The 24,845-nt window shown below is 65.5% G+C and carries 21 protein-coding genes; 4 read left to right on the forward strand and 17 right to left on the reverse strand.

The features are described from left to right. Positions 1-69: 69 nt before the first annotated feature. Positions 70-1,092 (forward strand): Gfo/Idh/MocA family oxidoreductase, encoded by a 1,023-nt coding sequence (locus MUN23_RS04130; protein ID WP_248762248.1) that lies wholly within the window; start codon positions 70-72, stop codon positions 1,090-1,092. A gap of 84 nt (positions 1,093-1,176) precedes the next feature. Here the strand turns inward: MUN23_RS04130 and MUN23_RS04135 are convergent, their stop codons facing one another. The 9 genes from MUN23_RS04135 to MUN23_RS04175 all read right to left on the reverse strand — a co-directional run bounded on the left by MUN23_RS04135 (position 1,177) and on the right by MUN23_RS04175 (position 11,699). Next, positions 1,177-2,619: a sugar porter family MFS transporter gene (locus MUN23_RS04135; RefSeq protein ID WP_256468689.1), complete on the reverse strand. Its 1,443-nt coding sequence runs from the start codon at positions 2,617-2,619 to the stop codon at positions 1,177-1,179. Positions 2,620-2,651: 32 nt separating this feature from the next. Continuing rightward, positions 2,652-3,524 (reverse strand): sugar phosphate isomerase/epimerase, encoded by an 873-nt coding sequence (locus tag MUN23_RS04140; RefSeq protein ID WP_248762249.1) that lies wholly within the window; start codon positions 3,522-3,524, stop codon positions 2,652-2,654. 98 nt (positions 3,525-3,622) lie between these two features. After that, positions 3,623-4,636, reverse strand: coding sequence for a Gfo/Idh/MocA family protein (locus MUN23_RS04145; protein WP_248762250.1), 1,014 nt, complete (start codon positions 4,634-4,636; stop codon positions 3,623-3,625). Between the two features lie 38 nt (positions 4,637-4,674). Next, positions 4,675-5,586: a sugar phosphate isomerase/epimerase gene (locus MUN23_RS04150; RefSeq protein ID WP_248762251.1), complete on the reverse strand. Its 912-nt coding sequence runs from the start codon at positions 5,584-5,586 to the stop codon at positions 4,675-4,677. A 72-nt stretch (positions 5,587-5,658) separates the two neighbouring features. Further along, positions 5,659-7,170, reverse strand: a complete 1,512-nt coding sequence (locus MUN23_RS04155) for a CoA-acylating methylmalonate-semialdehyde dehydrogenase (protein ID WP_248762252.1) — start codon at positions 7,168-7,170, stop codon at positions 5,659-5,661. A gap of 34 nt (positions 7,171-7,204) precedes the next feature. After that, entirely contained in the window at positions 7,205-9,133 is a 1,929-nt protein-coding gene (iolD, locus tag MUN23_RS04160) for a 3D-(3,5/4)-trihydroxycyclohexane-1,2-dione acylhydrolase (decyclizing) (protein WP_248763987.1), read from the reverse strand. 19 nt (positions 9,134-9,152) lie between these two features. Further along, positions 9,153-10,076: a deoxyribose-phosphate aldolase gene (locus tag MUN23_RS04165; RefSeq protein WP_248762253.1), complete on the reverse strand. Its 924-nt coding sequence runs from the start codon at positions 10,074-10,076 to the stop codon at positions 9,153-9,155. Further along, entirely contained in the window at positions 10,073-11,107 is a 1,035-nt protein-coding gene (gene iolC, locus MUN23_RS04170; RefSeq protein ID WP_248762254.1) for a 5-dehydro-2-deoxygluconokinase, read from the reverse strand. Before iolC ends, MUN23_RS04165 begins: the two co-directional genes overlap by 4 nt. A gap of 187 nt (positions 11,108-11,294) precedes the next feature. Continuing rightward, positions 11,295-11,699 (reverse strand): tautomerase family protein, encoded by a 405-nt coding sequence (locus MUN23_RS04175; RefSeq protein WP_248763988.1) that lies wholly within the window; start codon positions 11,697-11,699, stop codon positions 11,295-11,297. A 171-nt stretch (positions 11,700-11,870) separates the two neighbouring features. On the opposite strand from MUN23_RS04175, the gene MUN23_RS04180 reads away from it, so the two are divergent. Both MUN23_RS04180 and MUN23_RS04185 read left to right on the forward strand, forming a co-directional pair. Next, positions 11,871-12,230 carry a helix-turn-helix transcriptional regulator gene (locus MUN23_RS04180; RefSeq protein WP_248763989.1) on the forward strand — a complete coding sequence of 120 codons (360 nt, stop codon included), beginning with the start codon at positions 11,871-11,873 and terminating at the stop codon, positions 12,228-12,230. After that, positions 12,227-12,709, forward strand: a complete 483-nt coding sequence (locus MUN23_RS04185) for an SRPBCC family protein (RefSeq protein WP_248762256.1) — start codon at positions 12,227-12,229, stop codon at positions 12,707-12,709. The genes MUN23_RS04180 and MUN23_RS04185 overlap by 4 nt, the downstream gene beginning before the upstream one ends. Positions 12,710-12,817: 108 nt before the next feature. Here MUN23_RS04185 and MUN23_RS04190 read toward each other — a convergent pair whose 3' ends face one another. Then, the gene (locus MUN23_RS04190) at positions 12,818-13,663 is read right to left on the reverse strand and encodes an aldo/keto reductase (protein WP_248762257.1); all 846 of its coding nucleotides are present in this window, start codon (positions 13,661-13,663) and stop codon (positions 12,818-12,820) included. Positions 13,664-13,703: 40 nt separating this feature from the next. Next, positions 13,704-14,936, reverse strand: a complete 1,233-nt coding sequence (locus MUN23_RS04195) for an MFS transporter (RefSeq protein ID WP_248762258.1) — start codon at positions 14,934-14,936, stop codon at positions 13,704-13,706. Positions 14,937-15,105: 169 nt separating this feature from the next. On the opposite strand from MUN23_RS04195, the gene MUN23_RS04200 reads away from it, so the two are divergent. Further along, positions 15,106-15,555: a MarR family winged helix-turn-helix transcriptional regulator gene (locus tag MUN23_RS04200; RefSeq protein ID WP_248762259.1), complete on the forward strand. Its 450-nt coding sequence runs from the start codon at positions 15,106-15,108 to the stop codon at positions 15,553-15,555. An 84-nt stretch (positions 15,556-15,639) separates the two neighbouring features. On the opposite strand, the gene MUN23_RS04205 is transcribed toward MUN23_RS04200, so the two are convergent. The 6 genes from MUN23_RS04205 to pcrA all read right to left on the reverse strand — a co-directional run bounded on the left by MUN23_RS04205 (position 15,640) and on the right by pcrA (position 24,823). Continuing rightward, the gene (locus tag MUN23_RS04205) at positions 15,640-17,529 is read right to left on the reverse strand and encodes a glycerophosphodiester phosphodiesterase family protein (protein WP_248762260.1); all 1,890 of its coding nucleotides are present in this window, start codon (positions 17,527-17,529) and stop codon (positions 15,640-15,642) included. A gap of 220 nt (positions 17,530-17,749) precedes the next feature. Next, positions 17,750-18,652, reverse strand: coding sequence for a succinate--CoA ligase subunit alpha (gene sucD / locus MUN23_RS04210; RefSeq protein ID WP_248762261.1), 903 nt, complete (start codon positions 18,650-18,652; stop codon positions 17,750-17,752). Between the two features lie 11 nt (positions 18,653-18,663). Further along, positions 18,664-19,833 (reverse strand): ADP-forming succinate--CoA ligase subunit beta, encoded by a 1,170-nt coding sequence (gene sucC / locus MUN23_RS04215; RefSeq protein ID WP_104062812.1) that lies wholly within the window; start codon positions 19,831-19,833, stop codon positions 18,664-18,666. Between the two features lie 222 nt (positions 19,834-20,055). Further along, positions 20,056-20,763, reverse strand: a complete 708-nt coding sequence (locus MUN23_RS04220; RefSeq protein WP_248762262.1) for a hypothetical protein — start codon at positions 20,761-20,763, stop codon at positions 20,056-20,058. Positions 20,764-20,781: 18 nt separating this feature from the next. Next, entirely contained in the window at positions 20,782-22,137 is a 1,356-nt protein-coding gene (locus MUN23_RS04225; protein ID WP_248762264.1) for a glycosyltransferase, read from the reverse strand. Positions 22,138-22,255: 118 nt separating this feature from the next. Then, on the reverse strand, positions 22,256-24,823 hold the full coding sequence (pcrA, locus tag MUN23_RS04230; protein ID WP_248762265.1) for a DNA helicase PcrA: 2,568 nt from the start codon (positions 24,821-24,823) through the stop codon (positions 22,256-22,258). Positions 24,824-24,845 lie beyond the last annotated feature (22 nt).

A 24,845-nucleotide genomic window follows, 5' to 3' on the forward strand; every position in this document is an offset into this window, starting at 1 on the left:
GGGGGCGGCGCACATGCGTCGCCCCCTTGCTGTCCCCGAGGCCGGCCCTAAGACAGAAGGAGGCGAAACATGCGTATTGGCATTGTCGGATACGGAGCAGGCGGCAGGTACTTCCATGCCCCGTTCATTGAAGCGGCGGACGGCATCGAACTGGTTGGCATTGTGGCCCGCTCGGAAACCAAGAGGGCGCAGGCGGACGCGGACTTCCCGGAGGTGCCCGTTTATGCGAGCCTGGCCGAGCTGCTGGACGCCGGCGTGGACGCGGTGACCATCACCACGCCGCCACACACCCGCCATGACCTGGTCATGGAAGCCATCGAAGCAGGAGTGCACGTTGTGGCCGACAAACCCTTCGCCCCGAATGCGGAGGCTGCGCGGGAACTCGCCGAGGCCGCCGCACGGGCAGGTGTTGTCCTGAACGTCTACCACAACCGGCGCCGCGACGCGGATATCCTCACGCTCGCCAACGTGCTGGCCTCAGGGGAACTGGGTGCGACGTGGCGGGTGCATTCGACCATGGACCAGGACAACGCTGGCAGCCTTGAACTTGGTGCCAGCGGCGGACTCCTGCGGGACCTGGGCAGCCACCTGGTTGACCAGATGCTGTGGCTGCTGGGACCGGCGAGCCACGTTCACGCGAGCCTGGACTGGACGGACCGTTTCGGCGAACGGACGGACTGCGGCTTTGTTGTCACCATGACGCATGCGTCGGGAACCGTCTCCTCGGTGTCCGCCAGCAAACTCAACCATTCCACCACGCGGGAGCTGCGGGCCTACGGCAGCAGGGGCAGCTACATCGCCTCCGGCGCCGACGTTCAGGCGGACGCCGTGATGTCGGGCCGCCGTCCGGTTGAGGAACCGGCAACGTGGGGCATCGACGCGGCCGAAAACTGGGGCACCGTGTCCACGAAGGACGGCCGCGGGGCCATTGCCTCGGCGCAGGGGAACTATGCCGGCTTCTATACAGAGTTCGCCCGCGCGGTCCGCGGCGACGGCCCTGAACCCGTACCGGCAACGGAAGGAATCCGGACGCTGGAGGTGCTGGATGCGGCCCGCCGCAGTGCGCTGGAGAACGCGGTGATCGCGCTCTGAGAAGTCCCCCCAAAAGGGGACGCAAAAACGCCCGACGCCGGCCGGCGTCGGGCGTTCTTGCGTCACCTTGGTTTTTGCGTCGCCTTAGGCGGACACGCCTGAGCGCTGCTTGAACAGGTGCTCCAGCTCCTCCAGGGATTTGTCCTTGGTCTCCGGAACGACGCGCTTGACCCAGACAATGGCACCCAGCTGCAGTGCCACGAAGATGAAGAACGTCGCTGAAACACCGATCCAGGAGACCATCTGCGGGAAGAAGAACCCGATCAGGAAGTTGATCATCCACAGCACAAAGACGCAGATGCCCATGGCGATACCGCGGACGTGCATGGGGAAGATCTCCGACATGGTCAACCATGTGACGGTGCCAATGCAACCCTGCATTGAAGCCAGGAATGTCACCATGAACAGCAGCACAAGGTAGCCGCGCAACGTGCTCTCCGGCAGAAGCATGGAGACGAGCGCGATGGCCGTCAGGGAAGAGGCTGTCCCGCAGAGTCCCACGATCAGCATGGGCTTGCGGGGAACGCGCGTCATCAGATACATGCCGACGATCACGGCCGCCACGGACGTGACGCCGTTGAGGACGTTGGCGATCAGGGCGCCCTGGTCGCCGAATCCGGACGAGGACAGGATGGACGTCCCGTAGTACATGATGGCGTTGACGCCGCTGATCTGGTTGATGATGGCCATGCCCAGGCCCACCACGAAGATCCTGCGGATCCACGGAACGGTGAGGTCCTTGAATGTGCCCATCCTGGCCTGGTAATCCTCCCGGGCTGCCTGCCTCACCTCGTCGAACTCCGCTGAGACGTCGCCGGCGGCGCGGGTGGAGCGCAGCACCTCGAGGACGGCCCCGAAGCGGCCGGCCGACGCCAGCCAGCGCGGGCTCTCCGGCAGGACCAGCATCCCGAACCACAGGATGACGGCCGGGAGCGTGGCGATCACCAGCATCCAGCGCCAGACGTGCGTTTCTTCGGGGAAGAGGTTGCCCAGTACGGCGTTGAAGGTGAAGGCCAGGAACTGGCCGGTGACGATCATCAGTTCGTTTTGCGTGACGATGCGGCCGCGTTGGGCCGCCGGCGACATTTCCGCGAGGTACACGGGGACAATCACGGAGGCGCCGCCCACTGCCAGGCCCAGCAGAGTGCGCGCCGCGATGAGCAGTTCAGTGCTTGGTGAGAGGGTGCAGGCGATGGTGGCCACGACGAAGATCAGGGCCAGTCCCATGATGGTCTTGCGCCGGCCGAAGCGGTCCGAGAGCCGGCCTGCGCTGATGGCGCCGAAGGCCGCGCCGAACAGGAGCGTGGACGTGACCAGCCCCTCGGTGAGCGGCGTCAGTCCGAGGTCCCGCTGCATAAACGGCAGGGCGCCGTTGATGACACCGGTGTCGTAGCCGAACAGCAGTCCGCCGAATGTGGAGAACAGCGCCACCTTGCGCATGAACTTCTTCGGATTGGCTGGCTTGGCCGGGTTGTTCGGCTTGGTGCTGCCGGGCGCATCGGACTGGACTGTGCCGGGATTCGTCATGGTTCCGTTGCTTTGGTCCGTCTTCCCCACCACTACTTGGCCTGGGCGACGTAGTTGCGCATCGTCTCCAGCTGGTAGCGGGACACGTCCTCGGCGTTGTCGTCCTCGGCGAAGACACTGGACACCATCACGGTGTTGTCCTTGTCCAGGAAGCCGATTTCCTTGAGCCCGCCGAAGAACTCATCCCAGTTCACGTCGCCGTCGCCGATTTTCAGGTGCTGGTGCACCCGCACCGCGTTTCCGGGCGGGTTGGTGATGTAGCGCAGGCCGTGGGAGGCATGGTGGTCCATGGTGTCCGAGACGTGGACCAGGCGCAGCTTGTCCCCCGCTGCCCGCATGATCTCCAGCGGCTTGTTGCCCATGTGGAAGGAATGCGAGGCCACGTAGACCATGCCGATGTTGGGCGAGTTGATGCCGCGGATGACACGGATGGCGGCGACGCCGTCTTCGACGAAGTCGTCCGGGTGCGGGTCGATCAGGACATCAAGGCCCTCACGCTCGATGATGGGCAGCAGCTCTTCCATGGAGCGGTAGAAGGCGCGCTCGGATTCTTCGGCTTTTTCGGGGCGCCCGCTGAATTCGGTGTTCATGGTGCTGACGCCAAGGTCCACGGCAATTTGGATGGCACGCTTCCAGTAGCGGACCGCTGCTTCGCGGGCATCCTCATCCGGGCCGGACCAGCGCAGCACCGGCAGGACGGACGCGATTTCGACGCCGGCATCCTTGCAGGCCTTGTTCATCTGGGCCACAAGCTCATCGTCGGCTTTGGGGTGGTTGTAGAAGGGGATCATGTCCGCGTGCGGAGTCAGCTGCAGGTACTTGTAACCGAGATCGGCGGCCACGCGCGGAAATTCCAGCAGGCTGTGGCTGTGGTGGAACGGGGTGGGGTCCAGGGCGATTTTCATGGTCACTCCTTTGTGTTTGGAAAACTTCGATGGTGCGAGCAAAGAAGGCGGCCCGCCGGTCTGCTGCCGACAGGCCGCCTTCTGGTTTGCAGGGGCTGCTAGTTGTAGAGGTCCGGCTTGGCGTTGAGCTGGACCTTTACCTTCTCGCCCGACTTCTGGGCCTCAACGCCGGCCTCGCAGCAGGCTGCGGTGGCGTAACCGTCCCAGGCTGTGGGACCGCCGATTTCGCCGCGACGGGCAGCGTCCACCCAAGCCTGGATCTCGACGTCGTACGCGGCACCGAAGCGTTCCTCGAAGCCGGGGGTGACCTTGCCGCCCCAACGGCCGGCTGACTGGACGTACGGTCCGGCGTCGCCGCCGATGCTCACGATGCCGTCCTCGAACGACGCCTGCGTGGCGACCTGGTAGCCGAACTTGGCGTTGACGTAGATCTCGACGTCGGCCAGGACACCCGATTCGGTTTCGAGCAGGACGTGCTGTGGATCGTGCTGGCCGTTCGGGGCGTTGCGGGTGGCCTTGCCCAGGCGGACCTGCACGGACGTGATTTCCTCACCGGTGAAGAAGCGGATGGCATCGAACTCGTGGACCACGGAGTCGTTGATCAGCATCTCGTTGGTGAAGCCGGCCGGTGTGGTGGGGTTGCGGTGCTGGTGGTGCAGCATCAGCAGCTCGCCCAGTTCGCCGTCGCGGATGACGGAGCCCAGGGCGGCGTATTCGGCGTCGAAGCGGCGCATGAAGCCCACCTGGATGCGCTTGTGCCCCAGCGCCGTTTCGGCCTGGACAACGTTCCACGCGCTTTCGGCGTCCGGGGTGAGGGGCTTCTCGCAGAGGATGGGAAAGCCTTTTTCCAGTGCCTTGTAGAGGATTTCCTCGTGGAGGAAGCCCGGTGTGGCGATCAGCACGGCGTTGACGTCGCCGTTGTTGAGCGCTTCGTCGGCGCTGGCCAGGGCCACGGCGCCGTCGATCCCTTCGATGGCGGCCTGGGCCCGGGAGAGGTCGACGTCGACGACGGCGGCCACTTCGGCGCCGTGGATGCGCGTGCTGAGGCGCTTGATGTGGTCCGCACCCATGCGGCCTGCGCCGATGACGGCAACGCGGAGAATGTCAGTCATTGTTCTGTCCTTAGTATCGGGGTGCTGGGTATCGGGGGTTAGCTGACGGTGGTGCGGGAGCCGCAGGAGAGGAGGTAGTTGCGGGTTCGCTTGGCGATGGGCATCGGCACGTCGAACGCCACCGGATACATGTCCTGCTCCACGATGCCGAAGATCGGGCGGTTAAGTGCCTCCACTGCTTCGATCACGGCGCGGAGGTCCGGCAGCCCGTTCGGCGGCTCGGTCATAACGCCGGCGAGGTTTGCGGCTGCCCAGGTCATGTTTTCTTCGTTGACCTTTTTCAGGACGTCCGGGTTGATCTGCTTCAGGTGCAGGTAGCCGATGCGGTCCGGGTAGTTCTTGATCAGCTCCAGGCTGGACGCACCGCAGTACTCGGCGTGGCCGGTGTCCAGGCACAGATTCAGGTATTCGGGGTCCGTTGAGGCCAGCAGGGTCTCGATGTCCTGCTGCGCACCAACGTGCGAATCGGCGTGTGAGTGGAACTGCTGCTTCAGGCCGAAGTCTTCCAGCAGGACCTTGCCCATGCGGTTGTGGCCGGCGAAAAGGTCCCCCCACTGTTCCTGTGAGAGCTCACCGCTTTCCACTGCCTCACCGGTGACGTCGTCGCGCCACATGGCCGGAATGACCACGATGTGCTCGCCGCCCATGGCGGCCGTCAGTTCGGCCACCTTGCGGGCCGGCTCCCAAGCTTCATCGTATTGCCTGGCGCCGCGGTGGAAAGCCGTGAAGACCGTCCCGGCTGTGACTTTCAGGTCGCGCGCCTTGAGTTCCTCGGCCAACCGCGTTGGATCGTTCGGCAGGTAACCGTACGGACCGAGTTCGATCCACTTGTAGCCGGACTCGGCCACTTCGTCGAGGAAGCGTTCCCACGGAGTCTGTTGGGGGTCATCCGCGAACCACACGCCCCACGAGTCCGGAGCGGTTCCGATGATCAGCTTGTTCTCAGTCATTGCTGTTCCTTCTGGTTTCGACAGGCTCAACCACCGGTGGTTGAGCCCGTCGAAACTACGGTTTTAGGGGCGTCAGTTGGACGGGAAGTTGTAGGAGGCACCCGAGGCATGGGTGGGTTCCGGCCAGCGGGACGTGACCACTTTGCCACGGGTGTAGAAGGACACGCCTTCCGGGCCGTAGATGTGCTTGTCGCCGAACAGCGAGGCCTTCCAGCCGCCGAAGGAGTGGTACGCCACAGGCACGGGCAGCGGCACGTTGATGCCGATCATGCCCACGGTCACCGAGCGCTGGAACTTGCGGGCGTTCGCACCGGAGGAGGTGAAGATGGCGGTGCCGTTGCCGTACGGGTTCGAGTTGATCAGGTTGATGCCGTCTTCCAGGGTGTCAACGCGGACCACAACGAGCACGGGTCCGAAGATTTCCTCGGTGTAGGCGGTCATTTCGGTTTTGACGTGGTCGATGACGGTGGGGCCCACCCAGAAGCCGTCCTCGTGGCCGGGGACCACCAGGTCGCGGCCGTCCACCACCATCGCCGCGCCGGCAGCTTCCGCTTCGGTGACGATCTTCACGATGCGTTCCTTGGACGCGGGCGTGATGACCGGTCCCATTTCGGCGTCGGGCACGGTGCCGTTGTTGACCTTCACGGCCAGGGCACGCTCTTCGACCTTCTTGACGATCAGGTCCGCGGCGTCGCCGACGGCGACTGCGACGGAAATCGCCATGCACCGCTCCCCCGCGGAGCCGAACGCGGCGGCGGCCAGGTGGTCTGCCGCGTTGTCCAGGTCGGCATCGGGCATGATGATCGCGTGGTTCTTCGCACCGCCCAGGGCCTGGACGCGCTTGCCGTGCTTGGTGGCGGTCTCGTGGACGTACTGGGCGATCGGGGTGGACCCGACGAAGGAAATGCCGTCCACGTCCGGGTGGGTCAGGAGCCCCTCCACGGTTTCCTTGTCGCCGTGCAGAACCTGGAACACGCCGTCCGGCAGGCCGGCCTGCTTCCACAGCTTGGCCAGCAGCATCGAGGCGGACGGGTCACGCTCGGAGGGCTTGAGGATGAAGGTATTGCCGGCGGCGATGGCCATCGGGGCCATCCACAGGGGCACCATCACGGGGAAGTTGAACGGCGTGATTCCGGCGACCACGCCCAGCGGCTCCCGGAAGGAGAAGACATCGATCCCGGTGGAGACCTGGTCCGAGTAGTCGCCCTTGAGGAGGGTCGGGATGCCGCAGGCGAACTCGATGACCTCGAGGCCGCGGCCGATCTCGCCCTTGGCATCGGAGAGGACCTTGCCGTGCTCGGCGGTGATCAGTTCCGCCAACTCGTCCACGTGCGCGGCAACCAGCTCGCGGAACTTGAACAGCACATTGGTGCGCTTGGCCAGGGAGATGTCGCCCCAGATGTCGGCGGCGGCGCGGGCGGCGGCCACGGTGGCATCCAGGTCCGCACGATTCGCCAGCCGCAGTTCAGCGGAGACGGCGCCGGTGGCCGGGTTGTAGACCGGCTGGGTGCGGGTGCCCTCGCCGGCGGTTTCTGCCCCGTTGATGAAGTGGTTGATGGTGGTGGTGACGGTCGTCGTTGACATGGTGTTGGACTTCCTTTTGGTCTGTGGGGGAGTTCTAGCCGAGCAGTTTGCGCTGGCGGTTCTTGTGGTCGGTATAGGTCTTGAAGGCCTGCTGCGTGGAGTCGAGGTCCGAGACCTGGGAGACGGGAACGTCCCACCATGATTCGGAGCTCGGGGCGTCCAGCAGGGGGTCGGATTCAACGTGGATCAGGATGGGCCCGCCGCGCTCCGGTGCGGCCTTGGCGTCGCGGATGGCCTGCTCGAGTTCGGCGATGACCTTCTCCCCCGGTTCGATCCGGATCACCTTCACGCCGAGGCTTTCGGCGTTCAGGGCCAGGTCCACGGGCAGGGTTTCGCCTTCGTCGAAGCTGTGCTGTTCCTCGTTCAGCGCCCGGTACTGGGTGCCGAACCGCTGTGAACCGAGGGACTCGGACAGCGAGCCGATGGAGGCATAGCCGTGGTTCTGGATCAGGACCACGATCAGCTTGATGCGTTCGGCGACGGCGGTGACCAGTTCGGTGTGCATCATCAGGTAGGAGCCGTCCCCCACCATGACCACAACGTCGCGCTGCTGGCCGCCACGGTTGGCTTCTGCCAGCGCGGCGCGCTTGACGCCGAGCCCGCCGGGGATTTCGTAGCCCATGCAGGAGTACGCATATTCCACGTGGTAGCCGAAGGGGTCCCGGACGCGCCACATCTTGTGCAGGTCACCGGGCAGGGAGCCTGCCGCGCAGATGACAACATCCTGAGCGTCCATGGCCCGTGATGTGGCGCCGATGATCTCGTTCTGGGCCGGCAGCGGGGTGAAGCGGGTGTCGAAGGCTTCGTCCACGGTGGCGTCCCAGCGCTTCTTCTCCGCGGCGATCTGCTGTTCGAGGTCCGCGCCGACGCGGTAGCCGCCGAGGGCTGCGTTGAGTTTGACCAGGGCCTTGCGGGCGTCGGCCACGATGGGCAGCGTGGTGCCGTGCTTGTACGCGTCAATGGCGGCGACATTGATGTTGATGAACTTGACGTCCGGGTTCTGGAAGGCTGTCCGCGACGCCGTGGTGAAGTCCTCATACCGGGTGCCGATGCCGATGATCAGGTCCGCCTCGGCAGCGATGGCGTTCGCCGCCGTCGTACCGGTGGAGCCGATCGCGCCGAGCGAGAACTTGTGGTCCCACGGCAGGACGCCGACGCCGGCCTGGGTGTTGCCCACCGGGATGCCCGTCAGCTCAGCAAATGCCGCGAGCTCCTCGTTGGCGAAAGCGTAGAGGACGCCGCCGCCGGCGATGATCAGCGGGCGCTTCGCGGCACGGATGGCCTCGGCGGCGCCGCGGATGTCCTCGTCGTCGGCCTCGGGGCGGCGGATGCGCCACTCGCGTTCGGCCAGGAACTCCTCAGGCACGTCGAAGGCCTCGGCCTGGACATCCTGCGGCAGCGAGATGGTGACTGCACCGGTTTCGGCCGGATCCGTCAGGACCCGCAGGCCGTGGTGGAACGCCGAGAACAACTGCTCCGGGCGGTTGACGCGGTCGAAGAACTTGGACAGCGGCCGGAACGCGTCGTTGACCGTGATGTCGTAGGCGTACGGCTGCTCGAGCTGCTGCAGCACCGGGTCCGCGGCGCGCGTGGCGAAGGTGTCACTGGGCAGCAGCAGCACCGGCAAACGGTTCGTCGTCGCCAAAGCGGCGCCCGTGAGGAGGTTCGAGGAACCGGGCCCGATCGAGGTGCTGATGGCGAACGTCTGGCGGCGCCGGGTGTGGCGGGCGTAGCCCACAGCCTGGTGGGACTGGGCCTGTTCGTTGCGGCCCTGATAGTACGGCATGATGGCCGGATCGAGCTGCTGGTATTGCTTCAAGGCCTGGCCGACGCCGGCAACGTTCCCGTGGCCGAAGATCCCGAACGTCCCCGGAATCAGGCGTTCGCGATACTCCTCGGTGCCGATGCGGTCCACCGTGTACTGCTTGGAAAGGTACTCGACGACGGCCTGGGCCACCGTCATTCTGCGTGTTGCCATGAAGTTACTCCGGTCCTTTCACTGATGACTGCAGCACGGGCGTCTGGAGCAGCGAGGCGGCGGTGGCTACGGCCCCGGCCACATCGCCGTCGGCCGGGTACAGCAGGGTCCGGCCCACGGTGAGGCCCTGGACCCCGGGCAGGGCCAGTGCGGCCTGCCAGCTGGCGAAGACCTCATCCTGGGTACCTTCCGGGTCCCCGCCGAGGAGCACAGTGGGCAGCGTAGTGGCCGCCATGACGCGTTCCATCTCGGCCACCACGGGCAGCTTCATCCACGTGTAGGCGCTCGTGGAGCCCAGGCCCTGGGCGATCGCAATGGACTTGATGACGGCGTCCGGGCTGAGGTCGTTGCGGACCTTGCCGTTCTGCCAGACCGAGAGGAACGGTTCCACCATGGCGATCAGCTTGCGCGCGGCGAGCGAGTCGACGGCCCGCGCCGTGGCTTCCAGGGCGGAGGCGGTGTCCGGGTCGCCAAGGCAGATGCGGGTCAGCATCTTGCCGCCGTCGGCTCCCAGGGCTTCCAGGGCTGCGGCCGTGTGGCCGGTGAAACGGTCATCGATTTCGTTGACGAGCCCGGCCAGGCCACCGCGGTTCATCGAGCCGAAGACCAGCTTGCCTTCGAGCGCCCCCAGCAGGAGCAGGTCGTCCATGATGTCCGGCGACGCGAGGACACCGTCGACGGCGGGATTCGCCAGGGCGATCTGCAGGCGGTCCAACAAATCGCGGCGGTCCGCCATGGCCACCGGATCGTTCCCCACGGAGAGGGCTCCGCGGGCGGGGTGGTCGGCGGCAACAATGAAGTTCTGCACACCGTACTTCAGCCCCGGATGGCGCCGGCGTGCGGCTGCCGCGCGGGCAACGGCGTCGGGGTCTTCGAGCCGGAGGGCGCTCAGGTGCTGGTAGCGGCGGGGATCGTCGTTGGCGCTCAAGACGCTGCTCCTTCGGAAACTGTGGTGTGGGACGGGCGTGAGGCGGCAGCACCGGCCAGGGCGGGTGCCAGGCGGCCGCGTTCGGCGAGCAGCGAGGTGACCTCGTCCGGCGTCGGCATGGCGTCGGCGCAGGAGAGCCGGGAGGCCACAATGGCGCCGGCGGCGTTGGCGTAGTCGAGGACCTGGGCCAGCGGCCAGCCGGACAGCAGTCCGTGGCAGAAGGCCCCGCCGAACGAGTCGCCGGCACCGAGGCCGTTGAGGGTTTCCACCGGGACCGGCGCGGAGACAACGCGTTCGGTGCGGGTCTTCGCCATCACGCCTTCGGGTCCCAGCTTGACGACGGCGATCTCGACGCCGGCGGCCAGCAGCCGGTCGGCCTGCTCGTCGGGGGTTCCTTCACCTACGGCGACGGCACATTCCTTGTCGTTGCCGATGGCCACCGTGACGTGCGGCAGGACCTTGGCAATCTCGGACCGGGCGTCCTCTTCGGAGGCCCAGAACATGGGCCGGTAGTCCAGGTCCAGGATGGTGTACTGGCCTTCCTTGAGGCCGGTCCGGGGACGGGCAGCATGGGCGGCCAGGTGGGCCTCGCGGCTGGGTTCCTGGCACAGGCCGGTCACCGTCGACCAGAAGATTCCGGCGTCGCGGATGGCAGCCAGGTCCAGCTCGGCGGCGTTGATCTGCAGATCGGGCGCCGTGGGGAAACGCCCATAGAAGTAGAGCGGAAAATCATCCGGCGGCATGATGGCGCAGAACGTCACCGCGGTGGGCCATTCCTTCACCGGGGTAACGAACGTATCGTCCACGTTGAACTTGCGCAGTTCGCGGTGGAGGTATTTCCCGAAGGCGTCGTCGCCGGTGCGCGTGATCACGCCTGCAGTGCGGCCATGCCGCGCCGCGGCCACGGCCACATTGGAGGGGGAACCTCCGAGGTACTTTCCGAAGGACGTGACATCCTCCAGATCCACCCCGATGTCGTTCGGGTAGATATCGACACTGATGCGCCCGATCGTGAGCAGTTCGTGGGTCACGGTAATCGCGGACCTTTCTGGTTTGAGCTCCATACCCTCTACAGCAAGAGCTAGAACTCCGGTTCCTGGCCGGGCCCCCGTGAGCGGGGCCACAACCACTACCTTGCCCTAGAATCATTGTCCTGTCAAAGGTTTGTACTGACATATTTACAACCTGCATTAGGTGACGAAATTGACACCCCTGGGACTACTTCCGGGGGACCGCCAGTTCACCCGTGACGTACTGCGCCCGCCCGAAGCCGAACGACCAGTCGCCGGCCGCATTCTCCACGTATCCGATAAACACGTCCTCGCCGGCAATATCAAGTTCCGCCAGCCGGTCGGCGATCGCCGCAAACAGCGATTGCTTGGCCGCCTGGCTCCGGCCGCCCTGCGTAAAGATCTGGATCATCACCACATCGGGGGTGCGCTCGAATCCGAGTCCCGCATCCTGGGCGACAATCTGGCCCTGCGGATGCTCCGTGAGAACGTGGAAGTAATCGCGCTCCGGGATGGCATACTCCGCCAGGATGGCATCGTGGATGCCCCTGCTCAAGCGCTGCAACTGTTCAGCGGTGCGCCCGTGATTAACATCGATTCGTACCAGCGGCATTTTTTCATCTCCCTGAAGTTTGTCCTGACATACTAACAAACTTTCGAATTGACCTGCAAGGAAATTCCCGAAACACCCTTCCGCCCAGGCCGGGCCGGGAGTATGGTTAAACAACCAGATAGTTGATCAATGAATCAGTTGATTAATGGATCGAGAAAGGCCTGCAGCACGATGGACCCCGACGACGGCACCCTGGACTCGGCCTTTATGGCCCTGGCCGACCCCGTGCGGCGGCGGATCATCGCCCGGCTCAGCCGCGGGCAGGCAACAGTCAATGAACTGGCGGAACCCTTCGCGATCACCAAACAGGCGGTCTCGAAGCACATCCAGGTCCTCGAGCAGGCAGGGCTCGTCACCCGCAGCAGGGAAGCCCAGCGCCGGCCCGTCCACCTGAATCCCGCACGGCTGGAGGCACTCACAGCGTGGATCGACCAGTACCGGCTGGTCCGCGAAGAGCAGTTCCGCAGCCTGGACGCCGTGCTTCGATCCAGCGCCGCACCAGCGGCGAGCAATGCTAAGGAGTCATCATGAGCAATTCCCTGAAACTCAGCGTTCCCGACGGCCTTCCTTTTATCGACTACGAGCGTGAGTTCGATTTCCCCGTTGCGGACGTGTTCCGCGCGCATAAGGACCCGGACCTGATCGTCCAGTGGCTCGGCCCGCGGGGACTGAAGATGGACATCGACCACTACGATTTCCGCACCGGCGGCAGCTACAGCTACCTGCACACGGGGCCGGACGGCGTCGCCTATGAGTTCAGCGGGGTCTTCCACACCGTCCGGGAAAACGAATTCGCCATCCAGACCTTCGAGTTCGGCGGCTACCCGGACGTTGTCAGCCTTGAATTCATGACGTTTGAGGACCTCGGCAACGGACGCACCCGCCTGCGGGGCCACTCGGTCTACCCCACGCAGGAGGCCCGCGACGGGATGGCGCAGTCCGGCATGGAAGGCGGCATGACCGAGGGCTACGAGCGGCTCGACGAACTGCTCAGCGGCGCCAAGGTCTAGGACAGAACTTAAACGCGTACGACGGCGGCCGGTCACCTTCCTGGAGAAGGTAACCGGCCGCCGTCGTACTCGTTGTCGAGCCTGTCGAGGCCCGAGGGTGGGCTTTTCCTAGCCGTTGAACTCCGCCGGGTGCGGGCCGGTGCGGCCGTCGCGCTCCAGGCCGTCGATAACCGACAGTTCATCCGTGGTCAGGTCGAAGCCGAAGACGTCCAGGTTCTCCCGGATCCGCTGCGGGGTGACGGACTTGGGGATGATGATCCGGCCCTGCTGCAGGTGCCAGCGAAGGATGGCCTGGGCAGGACTCACGCCATGCTTTGCCGCGATCTCCACAACGGCCGGATCTGCCAGCACGGCACCCTGCGCGAGCGGGCTCCAGGCTTCCGTGGCGATCCCGTGCGCGGCATTGAAGTCCGCGATGTCCCGCTGCTGCAGGGCCGGGTGGAGCTCAATCTGGTTAATGGCCGGGACCGTGCCGCCCAGGTCAATGACCTTCTGCAGGTGCTCGGGGAGGAAGTTGGAGACGCCGATGGCCCGAGCCTTGCCGCTGGCCAGCAGGTGCTCCAGCGCCCGCCAGGACTCGAGGTACAGGTTGGTTGCCGGCGCGGGCCAGTGGATGAGGTAGAGGTCCAGGTAGTCCAGTCCCAGCTTGTCCAGGCTGGCCTCGAACGCTGCCAGCGTGGCGTCGTAGCCGAGGTCGGCCACCCACAGCTTGGACGTAATGAATAGCTCTTCGCGGTCGATGCCGGACTCGGCGATGGCTCGCCCGGTACCCGCCTCGTTGCCGTAGATGGCCGCAGTGTCGATGCTCCGGTACCCGGCAGCAAGGGCGTGGCTGACCGCGGCGGTGGTGTCGGCGTCGGACACCTGGAAGACGCCGAACCCCAGCTGCGGCATCCGCACGCCGTTGTTGAGGGTGATCTCGGGGATGGACGTGGCGATGGGGGTGGAAGTCATGGGTTCTCCTGTTGCAGGTTGAGGATTGGGTGTTGAAGGCTCAGTGAAGGACGGCTACGGGTTCGGCGGCCACACGGCCGTCGGGAGCGACGGAGGCGTCGGCGTCGGGCGCCGCCTGCCGGACGGCCCGCTTGGCTCCGGCCGCGGCGATGATCATCACCACCAGCCCCAGCAGGGTGATGCCGGCGCCGGCCCAGATGGGCGAGGTGTAGCCGAGTCCGGCGGTGATGGTCACTCCCCCGAGCCAGGCGCCGAGGGCGTTGCCCACGTTGAAGGCACCGATATTGGCGCCGGAGGCGAGGGTGGGGGCGCTGGAGGCGTACTTCATCACGCGCATCTGCAGTCCCGGCACGGTGGCGAATCCGAAGCCGCCCATCAGGACGATGGAGGCAACGGTGAGCACCTGGTTGCCAGCGGTCAGGGCAAAGCCGACGAGCACAACCACCAGCACGGAGAGCACCACGACGAGCGTGCGGTCCACGTTGCGGTCCGCCGCCTTGCCGCCGATGGTGTTGCCGATGAAGAGGCCTACGCCGAAGACGATCAGCAGCCACGGAACGGTGGAGGCGGCGAAGCCGGAGACCTCGGTGAGCGTGAAGGCGATATAGGTGAAGGCGCCGAACATCCCGCCGTAGCCGAGGATCGTGACCAGGATGGAGAGCCACACCTGGCCGGAGCGGAAGGCGCGCAGTTCACTGCGCAGGGTTCCGGGCGTGGTGTCGCCGTGGCCGGTCTTCGGAACGAGCGCCAGGATTCCCGCCAGGGCGATGACTCCGATAACGGTGATGGCCCAGAACGTCGAGCGCCAGCCCGCGGCCTGTCCCAGCATGGTGCCGAACGGCACGCCCAGGACGTTGGCGGCGGTGAGTCCGGTGAACATGATGGCGATGGCGCCGGCCTTCTTGGTGGGGGCCACCATGTCCGCGGCCACTACGGCACCGATCCCGAAGAACGCACCGTGCGCCAGGGCGGCGATGATCCGGCCGACCATCATCATTCCGTAATCGGGTGCGATGGCGGAGACCAGGTTGCCTGCGATGAACAGCACCAGCAGGACGGCGAGAACGGGCTTGCGTTCGAAGCGGGTCACCGCCGCGGTCAGCACCAAGGCGCCGACCACGACGGCGAGGGCGTATCCGGAGATCAGCCAGCCTGCCGTGGCCTCGCTGACCTGGAAGTCGGCGGCAACCTCGGGCAGCAGGCCCATGATCACGAACTCGGTGAGTCCGATGCCGAACCCGCCGAGGGCGAGGGCTATCAGGCCAATGGGCATGTGGATGCTCCTTTGAAAACTGTACGGAATGAGATAGGACGCGTAAGCTAGTAGTTGCAGACGCGTTATTTATTGTTGCACAAGCAGATACACCGCGCAAGCAACTATTATCGATTGTGCTCCGCCTCACGCCGCCAGGCGGCTGGAGTACCCGCGAGAGGAAAGTCAGATGGGCATCAAGGACGACGCCGTAGAGGTCCGGGCACAGGGTTGGCGCACGCTCGCGGCGCTGCACGGCCTGATCGAGGGTGAGCTGGAACGCTCGCTGCAGGCCGAATCAAAGCTGTCAGTGGTGGAGTACACCGTGCTGGACGCGCTCAGCCGCCAGGACGGCTGGCACATGCGCATGCAGCAGCTCGCCCGCGCCACAGCGCTCAGCGCCAGCGCCACCACCCGGCTGGTCAACAGGCTCGAGGACCGCGCCCTGCTGACCCGGATCCTCTGTGCGGACGACCGCCGCGGCATCTACACCGAGCTCACGCCCAGCGGCATCGCCCTGCTGGAGGAAACCCGGCCGGTCCATGACGCCACGCTGGAACGCGCCCTGGCCGAGGCACAGGAGATTCCCGAGCTGGCCGCGCTGGTGGACGCACTCCCCCGGCTCCACGCGAACACCTAGCCACCGCCCGAGTACGACGACGGATGCCCACCTTCCACGAGAAGGTGGGCATCCGTCGTCGTACAGCTCGCAAAACCGCCTTTGCTAAAGGGCTGCGGCGTCCCCCGCAATGATGGCTGCCAGCTCCGGCGGCAAGCCCTTGCCGGCGGCGGCAGTGGCATCGGCCGCCACATCCTGCCAGCGATCACGGTCAACATTCTTCATTAAGCGGTCCCGCACGTTACTGTCGACGCCGGCAGTGACCAGCAGCGTATACAGACCGGCCTTGCTCGCCTGCACGGTAAACGTCAGGGATGCCGTGGCCTCGCCGCCCGGCCCCGTGGCCTTGGCAGTCAGGGTATGCTCCCCCAGGGCCAGGCTGGCCGCCTTTTTCTGGTCGCCCTCAGCAATGGGCTGGCCGTCCAGCTGGATGGACACGTGGTCCACATTCGAGGTTTCGACGGCGGGAGCCACAGTGTCCGCACGGCCAAGCACGACGCCGTCCAGGTTTCCGGCGAAGCGTACGGTGGGCGCGGCCGGTGTGGGTGCTGTGCCAAGAGCGCTTTGGAAGCCCACCAGGGCCCCGGCCCGGTTGGTGATGATGCCGTCAACGCCGGCGTCGGTCATGTCCTTCCACTGCCGGGGATTGTCCACGGTGTAAGGCATCACGGCGATGCCTGCATCGTGGAGTTCCTTGATGGCCGCCGGACGGGCAGCAAGCGCGGACCAGCTGGGGTTGTACGTCACGGCTCCGAACTGCTTGGCCGCCGCCACAACGTCCGTGTCCAAGGCGCCGCGGAGCAGTCCCAGCCGCAGCGAAGGTTCGTAGTCGCGTGCGTACTGCAGCACGTTGGTGTCGAAGCTTTGCAGGATGGTCTGGTTCAGCATGCCCCGTTCCTTGAGCATTTCGACGGTCCGCTGCACTTCCTCGCGCGTCTCCGGGCCCTTGACCTCCAGGAGCAGGCCGGTTCCTTCGGTGTTGGTCTGGTCCAGGAATTCCGCCAAGGTGGGCACCTTGGCCCCGGCATAGGCGGGTGCAAACCAGGAGCCTGCCTCGAGTCCGGCGATGTAGCCGGCGGTGAGGGTGGAGACGTCGCCCGTTCCGGCAGTGACGCGGTCCACGGTGTTGTCGTGGATGACCACCGGCACCCCGTCCTTGGACGTGTTGACGTCCATTTCGATCCAGTCCGCGCCGGCCCGGCCGCCGGAGAGGAGCGCCTGCAGCGTGTTCTCCGGAATGATGGCGGACTCACCACGGTGGGCGATCACGGCGGGCTGCTGCCCGGGCTTGACGAGCAGCGATTCCGTGGCGGGCAGTTCGGTGACCTTGATGTCGTCATAGGAGACGGTGGCGCCGTTGGCCACCAGGCCCAGGATGCCGCTGTCCGTTCTGATCAGCCGGTTGGTCTCCATCATTTCCTGACCGTTGAAGTACCAGACGGCGTTCCTGCCGCGCACCTCGACCGCCACGCGCACGTCGTTTCCGGTGCCGGCGTCCGACGGCGTGGAGGCAGTCTCCGTGACGTTCCAGCCGTTGGCGGCCGTCCGTTCGGCAAACTCCAGCCCGTTTGTCGCCTTCGTCCCGGAACGCATCGTCGCTATCCAGAACGGGACACCGCCGTCGGGCTTCATGTCCAGGGCGAGGGCAGACCAGCGGCCCGCGTTGAGGACGTTCTCAAACCGGACCGTCGCTTCGAACCGGTAGTTGGGCAGGTGGGGGCCGAAGGTCACCCGTGAGAGCTGGCTGGACGATGTGCTGGTTCCATACAGGCGCCCGTTTTCCACCTTCCACGCGCCATCCACGGCGGTGAATCCTTCGGGGAGCCCCGGGCCGGAAAAGTCCTGGCTGTACGCGGGCTCCGGTTCAGCGGCGGTCAACACTGTGCCGGGAGAAACTTGGGCGGCGGATGCGTGGGCGGCGGGCAAGGGCAGCAGGACGGCGGCCAGCAGCGCTGCTGCGACCAGGCCGGTGCGTCTCCGTTGAGATATGTTCACCCGAAAGACGCTAGGCGCGTCTCATAGCAGCCAGGAATATCCGCAGTGAACGGCCCGTGAACCCGGCGGGACAAGCTCTGGGCAACTGCCGGGGGCGGGCACCATCGCGGCGGTGGTGAGCGTCCGGCGTCGTACTTAACCAAGAACGCGGGGTCACTCCGTGCCCGATCCAACCTCTGGAACGGGCAGGGAGTGACCCCGCGTTGCTCTTACAGAACTACTAGAGCGCTGCGAAAACTTCGCGCAGCAGCTTGGCGGTCTCGGACGGCGTCTTGCCGACCTTCACGCCTGCAGCCTCGAGGGCTTCCTTCTTGGCCTGGGCGGTTCCGGCGGAACCGGAGACGATGGCGCCGGCGTGGCCCATGGTCTTGCCTTCGGGAGCGGTGAAGCCGGCAACGTAGCCAACAACCGGCTTGGTGACGTGTGCCTTGATGTAGTCGGCAGCACGCTCTTCAGCGTCGCCGCCGATTTCGCCGATCATCACGATCGCCTTGGTCTCGGGGTCAGCCTCGAACGCGGCCAGGGCGTCGATGTGGGTGGTGCCGATGACGGGGTCGCCGCCGATGCCGATGGCGGTGGAGAAGCCAAGGTCGCGCAGCTCGTACATCATCTGGTAGGTCAGGGTGCCCGACTTGGAAACCAGGCCGATGGGGCCCTTGCCCGTGATGTTGGCCGGCGTGATGCCAACCAGCGCTTCGCCCGGCGTGATGATGCCGGGGCAGTTCGGGCCGATGATGCGGGTGACCTGCTTGCCGTCGGCGTCAACCGTGGACTGGGCCAGTGCCCAGAACTCGGCGGAATCCTGGACCGGCACGCCTTCGGTAATGACGACGACCAGGCCGATGCCTGCTTCGATGGCCTCAACCACGGCGTTCTTGGTGAATGCCGGCGGGACGAAGACGATGGAGACGTCGGCGCCGGTTTCAGCCATGGCTTCCTTGACGGTGCCAAAAACGGTGATTTCGGTGTCGCCGTGCAGGACCGTGGTGCCGGCCTTACGGGCGTTGACCCCACCAACAATGTTGGTGCCGGCCTTCAGCATCAGGGCGGTGTGCTTGGTGCCTTCGCCGCCGGTGATGCCCTGGACGATGACCTTGGAGTCCTTGTTCAGATAGATAGACATGGTGCGTCCCTTTACTTAGCTGCGTTGGCGAGCTCGGCGGCCTTGTCGGCGCCCTCGTCCATGGTGGCGGCCAGGGTAACCAGCGGGTGGTTGGCCTCGGCCAGGATGCGGCGGCCTTCTTCAACGTTGTTGCCGTCGAGGCGGACTACCAGCGGCTTGTTCGCGGAGTGGCCCAGCTCGGCCAGCGCGCCAACGATGCCCTTGGCGACGGCGTCACACGCGGTGATGCCACCGAAGACGTTCACGAACACGGACTTGACCTGCGGGTCGCCCAGGATGACGTCGAGGCCAGCAGCCATGACCTCGGCGGAAGCTCCACCGCCGATGTCCAGGAAGTTGGCGGGCTTGACGTTGCCGTGGTTTTCACCGGCGTAGGCAACAACGTCCAGGGTGGACATGACCAGGCCTGCACCGTTGCCGATGATGCCCACGGAGCCGTCCAGCTTGACGTAGTTCAGGTCCTGCGCCTTGGCCTTGGCCTCGAGCGGATCTGCAGCGTCCTTGTCTTCAAGGAGGGCGTGCTTGGCGTGGCGGAAGTCGGCGTTCTCGTCGAGGGAGACCTTGCCGTCCAGTGCCACGATGTCGCCGGCGCCGGTCTTGACCAACGGGTTGACCTCAACCAGGGTGGCGTCTTCCTTCTTGAAAACGTCCCAGAGCTTGAGGATCACGGCGGCGACTTTGCCGCGCAGTTCCTCATCGAAGCCTGCAGCTGCGACGATTTCGTCGGCCTTGGCCTGGTCGATGCCCACAGCGGGGTCGATGGCGATCTTGGCGAGCGCCTCAGGGCGTTCGACGGCGAGCTGTTCGATTTCCATGCCACCTTCTACCGAGCACATGGCCAGGTAGTTGCGGTTGGCCCGGTCCAGCAGGACGGAGAAGTAGTACTCCTCGGCAATGTCGGCACCCTGGGCAATCATCACCTTGTTGACGGTGTGGCCCTTGATGTCCATGCCCAGGATGTTGGTGGAGTGCTCAAACGCCTCATCGGCGGTCTTGGCAACCTTGACGCCGCCAGCCTTACCGCGGCCACCAGCCTTAACCTGGGCCTTAACGACAGTTACGCCGCCGATTTTCTCGGCAGCTGCCTTTGCTTCTTCTGGGGTGTACGCCACGATGCCGGCAAGCACGGGTACACCGTGCGCCTCGAACATATCGCGCGCCTGGTATTCAAACAGGTCCACGGTTTAGTGTCCTTCTACGTCGAAGTAGTTTCTGTACAGTCGGGCACCGCCGAAGACGATGACCGGGCTGCGGATTGCCTGCACCTGCGACCAGTCCGGAAACGGGCCCCACAGCGCAATGCTCCATTCGGAACTCTAGCCCTCTCAGAGGACCGGCCCGTTCCACACTACCGCTTATGTGAGTAACGACACTATTCTATGGAGCGTAGAAAAACGCCTAGATTACGGGGTTTTTGAGGCCTCCGCGGGTGCCTGGGAGGCTGTTGCCGCGTCCTTGGAAATAAGTTCGTAGCGGTCCCGGGCCACAAAGAATCCGACGCCGGCCGAGACGTTTCCGCACGCCACGCCGCCGTTATGGGCCGAACAGCGCAGCCCGTTCCGTTCCAGGTTCTGGCCCTCGGCGAGGACCAGCAGTTCCGTCAGCAGGCCGCTCTTGTTTCCCTTGGGTCCGTAGGCTGCCTCCATTTGTGTGACGCCGGAACGGCACTCCCCATACGTTGCCTTGTCCGGGCTGAGCAGCGCCGTTCCGCCGAGGTACCCCAGGCCGGTGCCGGCGCAGTCGTCCTGGATGTCGCCCGCGGCAGGCTTGGGGTAACCGGCAAGCTCGCAATGCGCCACCGGGACGGTGGCGAGCTTGTTGTTGGCCGCATCACTGAAGCTGTTCGACTCATACGGCAGGTTGAGGTGTTCCCCACGGGCCGATGTCAGGGAGCACACAATGTTCCGGTCCTCCGTGATGAAGGACAGGACATCCCCGGCGGCCTTGAACGCGGCGGGGTCGGCCAGCGCTGCTTGTTCCAGGTGTTCCATGGCCGGCAGCGGCGGCGGAGCCACATAGCCCGGGTCCTCGGTGGTGATGCTGCAGGCAGTGCCTGCCAGCAGGAAGAAGGCGGCCAGGATCCCCAGTACAGTCCGTCGCATGGCAACCATTATGCCCCGGCAGCGGTCTCAGGCCGTCGGGCGCGTCCCGGCGGCCTCTACGACGGCGGCAGCAGCTTCGGCGGGATCCTCACGGTCGAACTGCTCCTGCATCGTCCGGGCACGGGATTTCCAGCCGGGATCCGCCAGGACCTTTCGAACGGCAGCGGCTATGTCCGCGGACTTGGGTGACTCCGTCCGGAGGTTAATGCCGACGCCGGCGTGTTCCACCCGGGCGTTGACGTCACTTTTGCCCTCGTTGATGCCCGAAACCACCAAGGGAACCCCCTTGGACAGGCTCAGCTGCACACCGCCGAATCCGCCGTTGGTGATAAAGACATCCGTGAAGTCAAAGACCTCCGCGAAGTCCACGTAGTCCTGGACCACCACGTTGGGCTGCGCGTACCGGGCTTTCAACTCTTCGGTGCCGTGCCCGCCGGTTGCCACGATGACCAACGCATCCATGTCCTTGACCGCCTCAAGCGACGGAACGATGAGTTTGTCCTGGTCAAGGTTGTCCACCGTTCCCTGGGTGACAACGAGTGTTGCGGGATAGGACCGGGGAAAGCCGCCGTCCCCGCCGGACCCGCCGGACACGGTGCCGGCCTGCCCGGCCGCACGGTACGGCAGGAGCGCACCGACATAGTGCACTTTGGGGTTGACCCGGCGCCGCGGGAAATCGAGGGATTCCGGGCCGGTCTGGATAATGGCGTCCGAGCACCGATAGGGTTCGTCCGTCAGCCGGCCTTCCCGCGGAACAGCCTGGCCGTAGGCGGCATGCTGCCGGCGGTAGCTTTGGCTGGCCGGCCGAAGGATGACCTTGTCGGACAGCAGTCCGGCCATGCCCTGGATAGCCTTCTGCACGGGATTACGGGGCGGCCGGAACCCGAAGAAAAGCGGCGGCACCTGCGGGTCGCTTTCCATGTTGGGGATCGCAACAAAATTCACCACCGGCTTGCCCATCAAGTGGGAGACGAGCCGGTGAATGAACATGGAACTGTCCGCTACAAGAACGTCGAAGGGATTCTCCTGGGCGACCTCGCGGATGTCCTCGAAGAAGTGGCTGACGTTGCTGGCGAAAATCTTCTCGCCGTCGAAGCCGATGGCCCGTGGGCCCTTAAGCTTGGCCCGCTCCGGATAGAGCTCATTGAGGTTGTCCGCGCGGTGCTCGATGGCCCTGCGGAAGGGGAAGTGCTGGATTCCCATGCCGCCGAGCCTGTCCGCATAGACCGGACCCGTGTACCAGGCCACCTCGTGGCCACGGTCCTTGAGCCGCATCGCCACGCCCGTCATGGGGTTGAAATGGCCGTCAATGGCCTGGCTGGCGAACAGGATCTTCACAGTGGTGCCCCCGAATCTGCTGTGCTCAAGTTCTGCGGTGCTCAAGTTCTGCTGTGCTCAAGTGGCCTGCGCTTCACCGGTTCCCCGGCTACCGGCTGTTTCCCGGGTACGCGCGTTCCTGAACTGTAAGCCAGCCGGGGTGCCCGGACAAGGGCAAGCGTGGTCAGGCGTCGAGCTTCGTGAGCGGCGCGTAGCGGAGCAGCAGACGCTTCTCGCCGACGCTGAACTTCACCTTGGCCACCGTCTTGTCCCCCGCGCCTTCCAGCGCCAGCACCGTGCCGTTGCCGAAGCTGGTGTGGTTGACCTTGTCGCCCACACTGACGGCCACAATCTCCTTCTGCGGCTGGACCCGGTTCTTGGCGATCGCTGCGGGAACGTCCGCGTTGAAGCCCGCCGAGGAATCGGCGGCCGCGCCGCGGGACGTTCCGGCGCCCCAGAAGGATCCGCCGTAACGGCTGGAACCGATCGACGCGCTGCTGCTCCCCCAGCCGCCGGACTGCCGGCTGGTGCCTTCGCGTTTCCAGTCCAGCAGCTCGGCGGGAATTTCCTCGAGGAACTGGCTGGCCGGGTTGTACTGGCTTTGGCCCCACATGCTGCGGACTTCTGACCGGGTGACGTAGAGGCGCTTGCGCGCGCGGGTCAGGCCCACGTAGGCCAGCCGGCGTTCCTCGGCGAGTTCCTTGGGGTCCGTGGCCGAGCGCTGGTGCGGGAACAGCCCGTGTTCCATGCCGGTCAGGAACACCACCGGGAATTCGAGCCCCTTGGCGGTGTGGAGGGTCATCAGCGTGACCACGCCCAGGCGTTTGGCTTCGGCGACGGCGGCGTCAATGTCCGCGCCGGGGGCGTCCGGGATCTGGTCCGCGTCTGCCACCAGGGACACCTGTTCCAGGAACGCACCCAGGGACCCTTCCGGGTTCTCCTGTTCGTATTCACGTACGACGGCGACGAGTTCCGCCAGGTTCTCCACGCGGGACTCATCCTGTGGATCAGTGCTGGAACGCAGCCCGGCAAGGTAGCCGGTCTGTTCCAGGACAGCCTCCAGCGCGGCGGCGGCACCCGAACCGGAGGCAACCTCTGCGAGATCGTCCAGCAGTTTCACAAACCCGAGGACGGCGTTGACGGAACGGGTGGCCATGCCGGGAGCTTCTTCAGCCCGCCGGGCGGCGGCCATGAACGACATCCGTTCGCGCTCGGCCAGTGCGGCCACGGCACCTTCGGCGCGGTCACCAATGCCGCGCTTGGGTTCGTTGAGCACCCGGCGCAGGTTGACGTCGTCGTCCGGGTTCACCAGAACGCGGAGGTACGCGAGGGCATCCTTGATTTCCTTGCGGTCGTAGAAGCGGGTGCCGCCCACCACCTTGTACGGCAGCCCTACCCGGACCAGCACGTCCTCAATGGAACGGGACTGCGCGTTGGTGCGGTAGAAAATGGCAACATCACCGGGGCGGAGGTTGTCCTCGTCCTGGAGCCGGTCAATCTCCTTGGCAATGAACTGGGCCTCGGCGTGCTCGTTCTCGCCCACATAGCCGATGATCTTGTGGCCCTCGCCCTCGGCGGTCCACAGCCGCTTGTCGGGGCGGTTGGGGTTGCGTGAGATCACGGAGTTGGCCGCGCTGAGGATGTTCTGCGTGGAGCGGTAGTTCTGCTCCAGTTTGATGGTGCGGGCGTCCGGGTAGTCCTTTTCGAACTCCACGATGTTACGGATGTCGGCGCCGCGGAAGGCGTAGATGGATTGGTCGGAGTCGCCCACGACGGTGAGCTCGGACGCGCCGGGGCCCTCACCCACAATTTCACGGACCAGGGCGTACTGGGCGTGGTTGGTGTCCTGGTATTCGTCCACGAGGACGTGCCGGAACCGCCGCCGGTAGGAATCGGCAAGGGCCGGGAAGGCGCGGAACATGTAGACCGTCTCGGCGATGAGGTCATCGAAGTCCATGGCGTTGGCCTGGCGCAGCCGCTGCGTGTAGCCCTTGAAGACGTCAGCCACAGCGGACTCGAAGGGATCGTTGTAGTTCGCGGAGGACGCGTAGGCATCTGCGTCGATGAGCTCGTTCTTGAGCGCGGAGATCTTGTGCTGGATGGCCTTGGGCGCGAACTTCTTGGGGTCCAGGTCCAGGCTCTTGGAGACCTGGATGACCAGCCGCAGCGAGTCCGCGGAGTCGTAGATGGAGAAGTTCGACTTCCGGCCGACGTTGGCGGCCTCCTGGCGCAGAATACGCACGCAGGAAGAGTGGAACGTGGAGATCCACATGATCTTGGCCCGTCCACCCACCAGCGCCGCGATGCGCTCCCGCATCTCGGCGGCGGCCTTGTTGGTGAACGTGATGGCCAGGATCTCACCGTGATGCGCGCGGTGCGTGGCAATGAGGTACGCGATCCGGTTACTGAGGACGCGGGTCTTTCCCGAGCCGGCGCCGGCCACAATCAGCAGGGCGCCGCCGGCGTGCTTGACGGCCTCCTCCTGCTGCGGGTTAAGCCCCTGCAGGAGTTCGTCGGCATTGGGCCGGTGGTGGGCCGGCTCGCCGTTGCCGTCATGAGAGGGCTGCTGGTTGGCCCAGCCGCCCGTGCGCTGGGCGCCCTGTTCTGCTGCGTGTTCGGACCCGCCGCCTGGTCCGCCGCCGCCGAATTCGGCGGCCGCGGCAAGGCCTTCCGGGCGCGACTTGGTGCGGGCGGAGGCTGGCGCGGCGGCCTTGAACGGTCCGTCAGAGTACGGGTCAAACAACATATCCATGGTGCCTACAAGTCTAGGCGGT

Origin of the sequence: Pseudarthrobacter sp. SSS035, from assembly GCF_023273875.1 — a bacterium.
Classification (GTDB): domain Bacteria; phylum Actinomycetota; class Actinomycetes; order Actinomycetales; family Micrococcaceae; genus Arthrobacter.

What these genes read in the sequence shown, in the direction of transcription:
- MUN23_RS04130 (WP_248762248.1), top strand. Translation starts at nt 70, where the DNA reads ATGCGTATTGGCATTGTCGGATACGGAGCAGGCGGCAGGTACTTCCAT.
- pcrA (WP_248762265.1), bottom strand. Translation starts at nt 24,823, where the DNA reads ATGGATATGTTGTTTGACCCGTACTCTGACGGACCGTTCAAGGCCGCC.
- MUN23_RS04175 (WP_248763988.1), bottom strand. Translation starts at nt 11,699, where the DNA reads ATGCCGCTGGTACGAATCGATGTTAATCACGGGCGCACCGCTGAACAG.
- MUN23_RS04145 (WP_248762250.1), bottom strand. Translation starts at nt 4,636, where the DNA reads ATGACTGACATTCTCCGCGTTGCCGTCATCGGCGCAGGCCGCATGGGT.
- sucD (WP_248762261.1), bottom strand. Translation starts at nt 18,652, where the DNA reads ATGTCTATCTATCTGAACAAGGACTCCAAGGTCATCGTCCAGGGCATC.
- MUN23_RS04135 (WP_256468689.1), bottom strand. Translation starts at nt 2,619, where the DNA reads ATGACGAATCCCGGCACAGTCCAGTCCGATGCGCCCGGCAGCACCAAG.
- MUN23_RS04185 (WP_248762256.1), top strand. Translation starts at nt 12,227, where the DNA reads ATGAGCAATTCCCTGAAACTCAGCGTTCCCGACGGCCTTCCTTTTATC.
- MUN23_RS04150 (WP_248762251.1), bottom strand. Translation starts at nt 5,586, where the DNA reads ATGACTGAGAACAAGCTGATCATCGGAACCGCTCCGGACTCGTGGGGC.
- MUN23_RS04155 (WP_248762252.1), bottom strand. Translation starts at nt 7,170, where the DNA reads ATGTCAACGACGACCGTCACCACCACCATCAACCACTTCATCAACGGG.
- MUN23_RS04190 (WP_248762257.1), bottom strand. Translation starts at nt 13,663, where the DNA reads ATGACTTCCACCCCCATCGCCACGTCCATCCCCGAGATCACCCTCAAC.
- MUN23_RS04180 (WP_248763989.1), top strand. Translation starts at nt 11,871, where the DNA reads ATGGACCCCGACGACGGCACCCTGGACTCGGCCTTTATGGCCCTGGCC.
- MUN23_RS04220 (WP_248762262.1), bottom strand. Translation starts at nt 20,763, where the DNA reads ATGGTTGCCATGCGACGGACTGTACTGGGGATCCTGGCCGCCTTCTTC.
- MUN23_RS04195 (WP_248762258.1), bottom strand. Translation starts at nt 14,936, where the DNA reads ATGCCCATTGGCCTGATAGCCCTCGCCCTCGGCGGGTTCGGCATCGGA.
- iolD (WP_248763987.1), bottom strand. Translation starts at nt 9,133, where the DNA reads ATGACGGTGGCCCAGGCCGTCGTCGAGTACCTTTCCAAGCAGTACACG.
- MUN23_RS04200 (WP_248762259.1), top strand. Translation starts at nt 15,106, where the DNA reads ATGGGCATCAAGGACGACGCCGTAGAGGTCCGGGCACAGGGTTGGCGC.
- MUN23_RS04140 (WP_248762249.1), bottom strand. Translation starts at nt 3,524, where the DNA reads ATGAAAATCGCCCTGGACCCCACCCCGTTCCACCACAGCCACAGCCTG.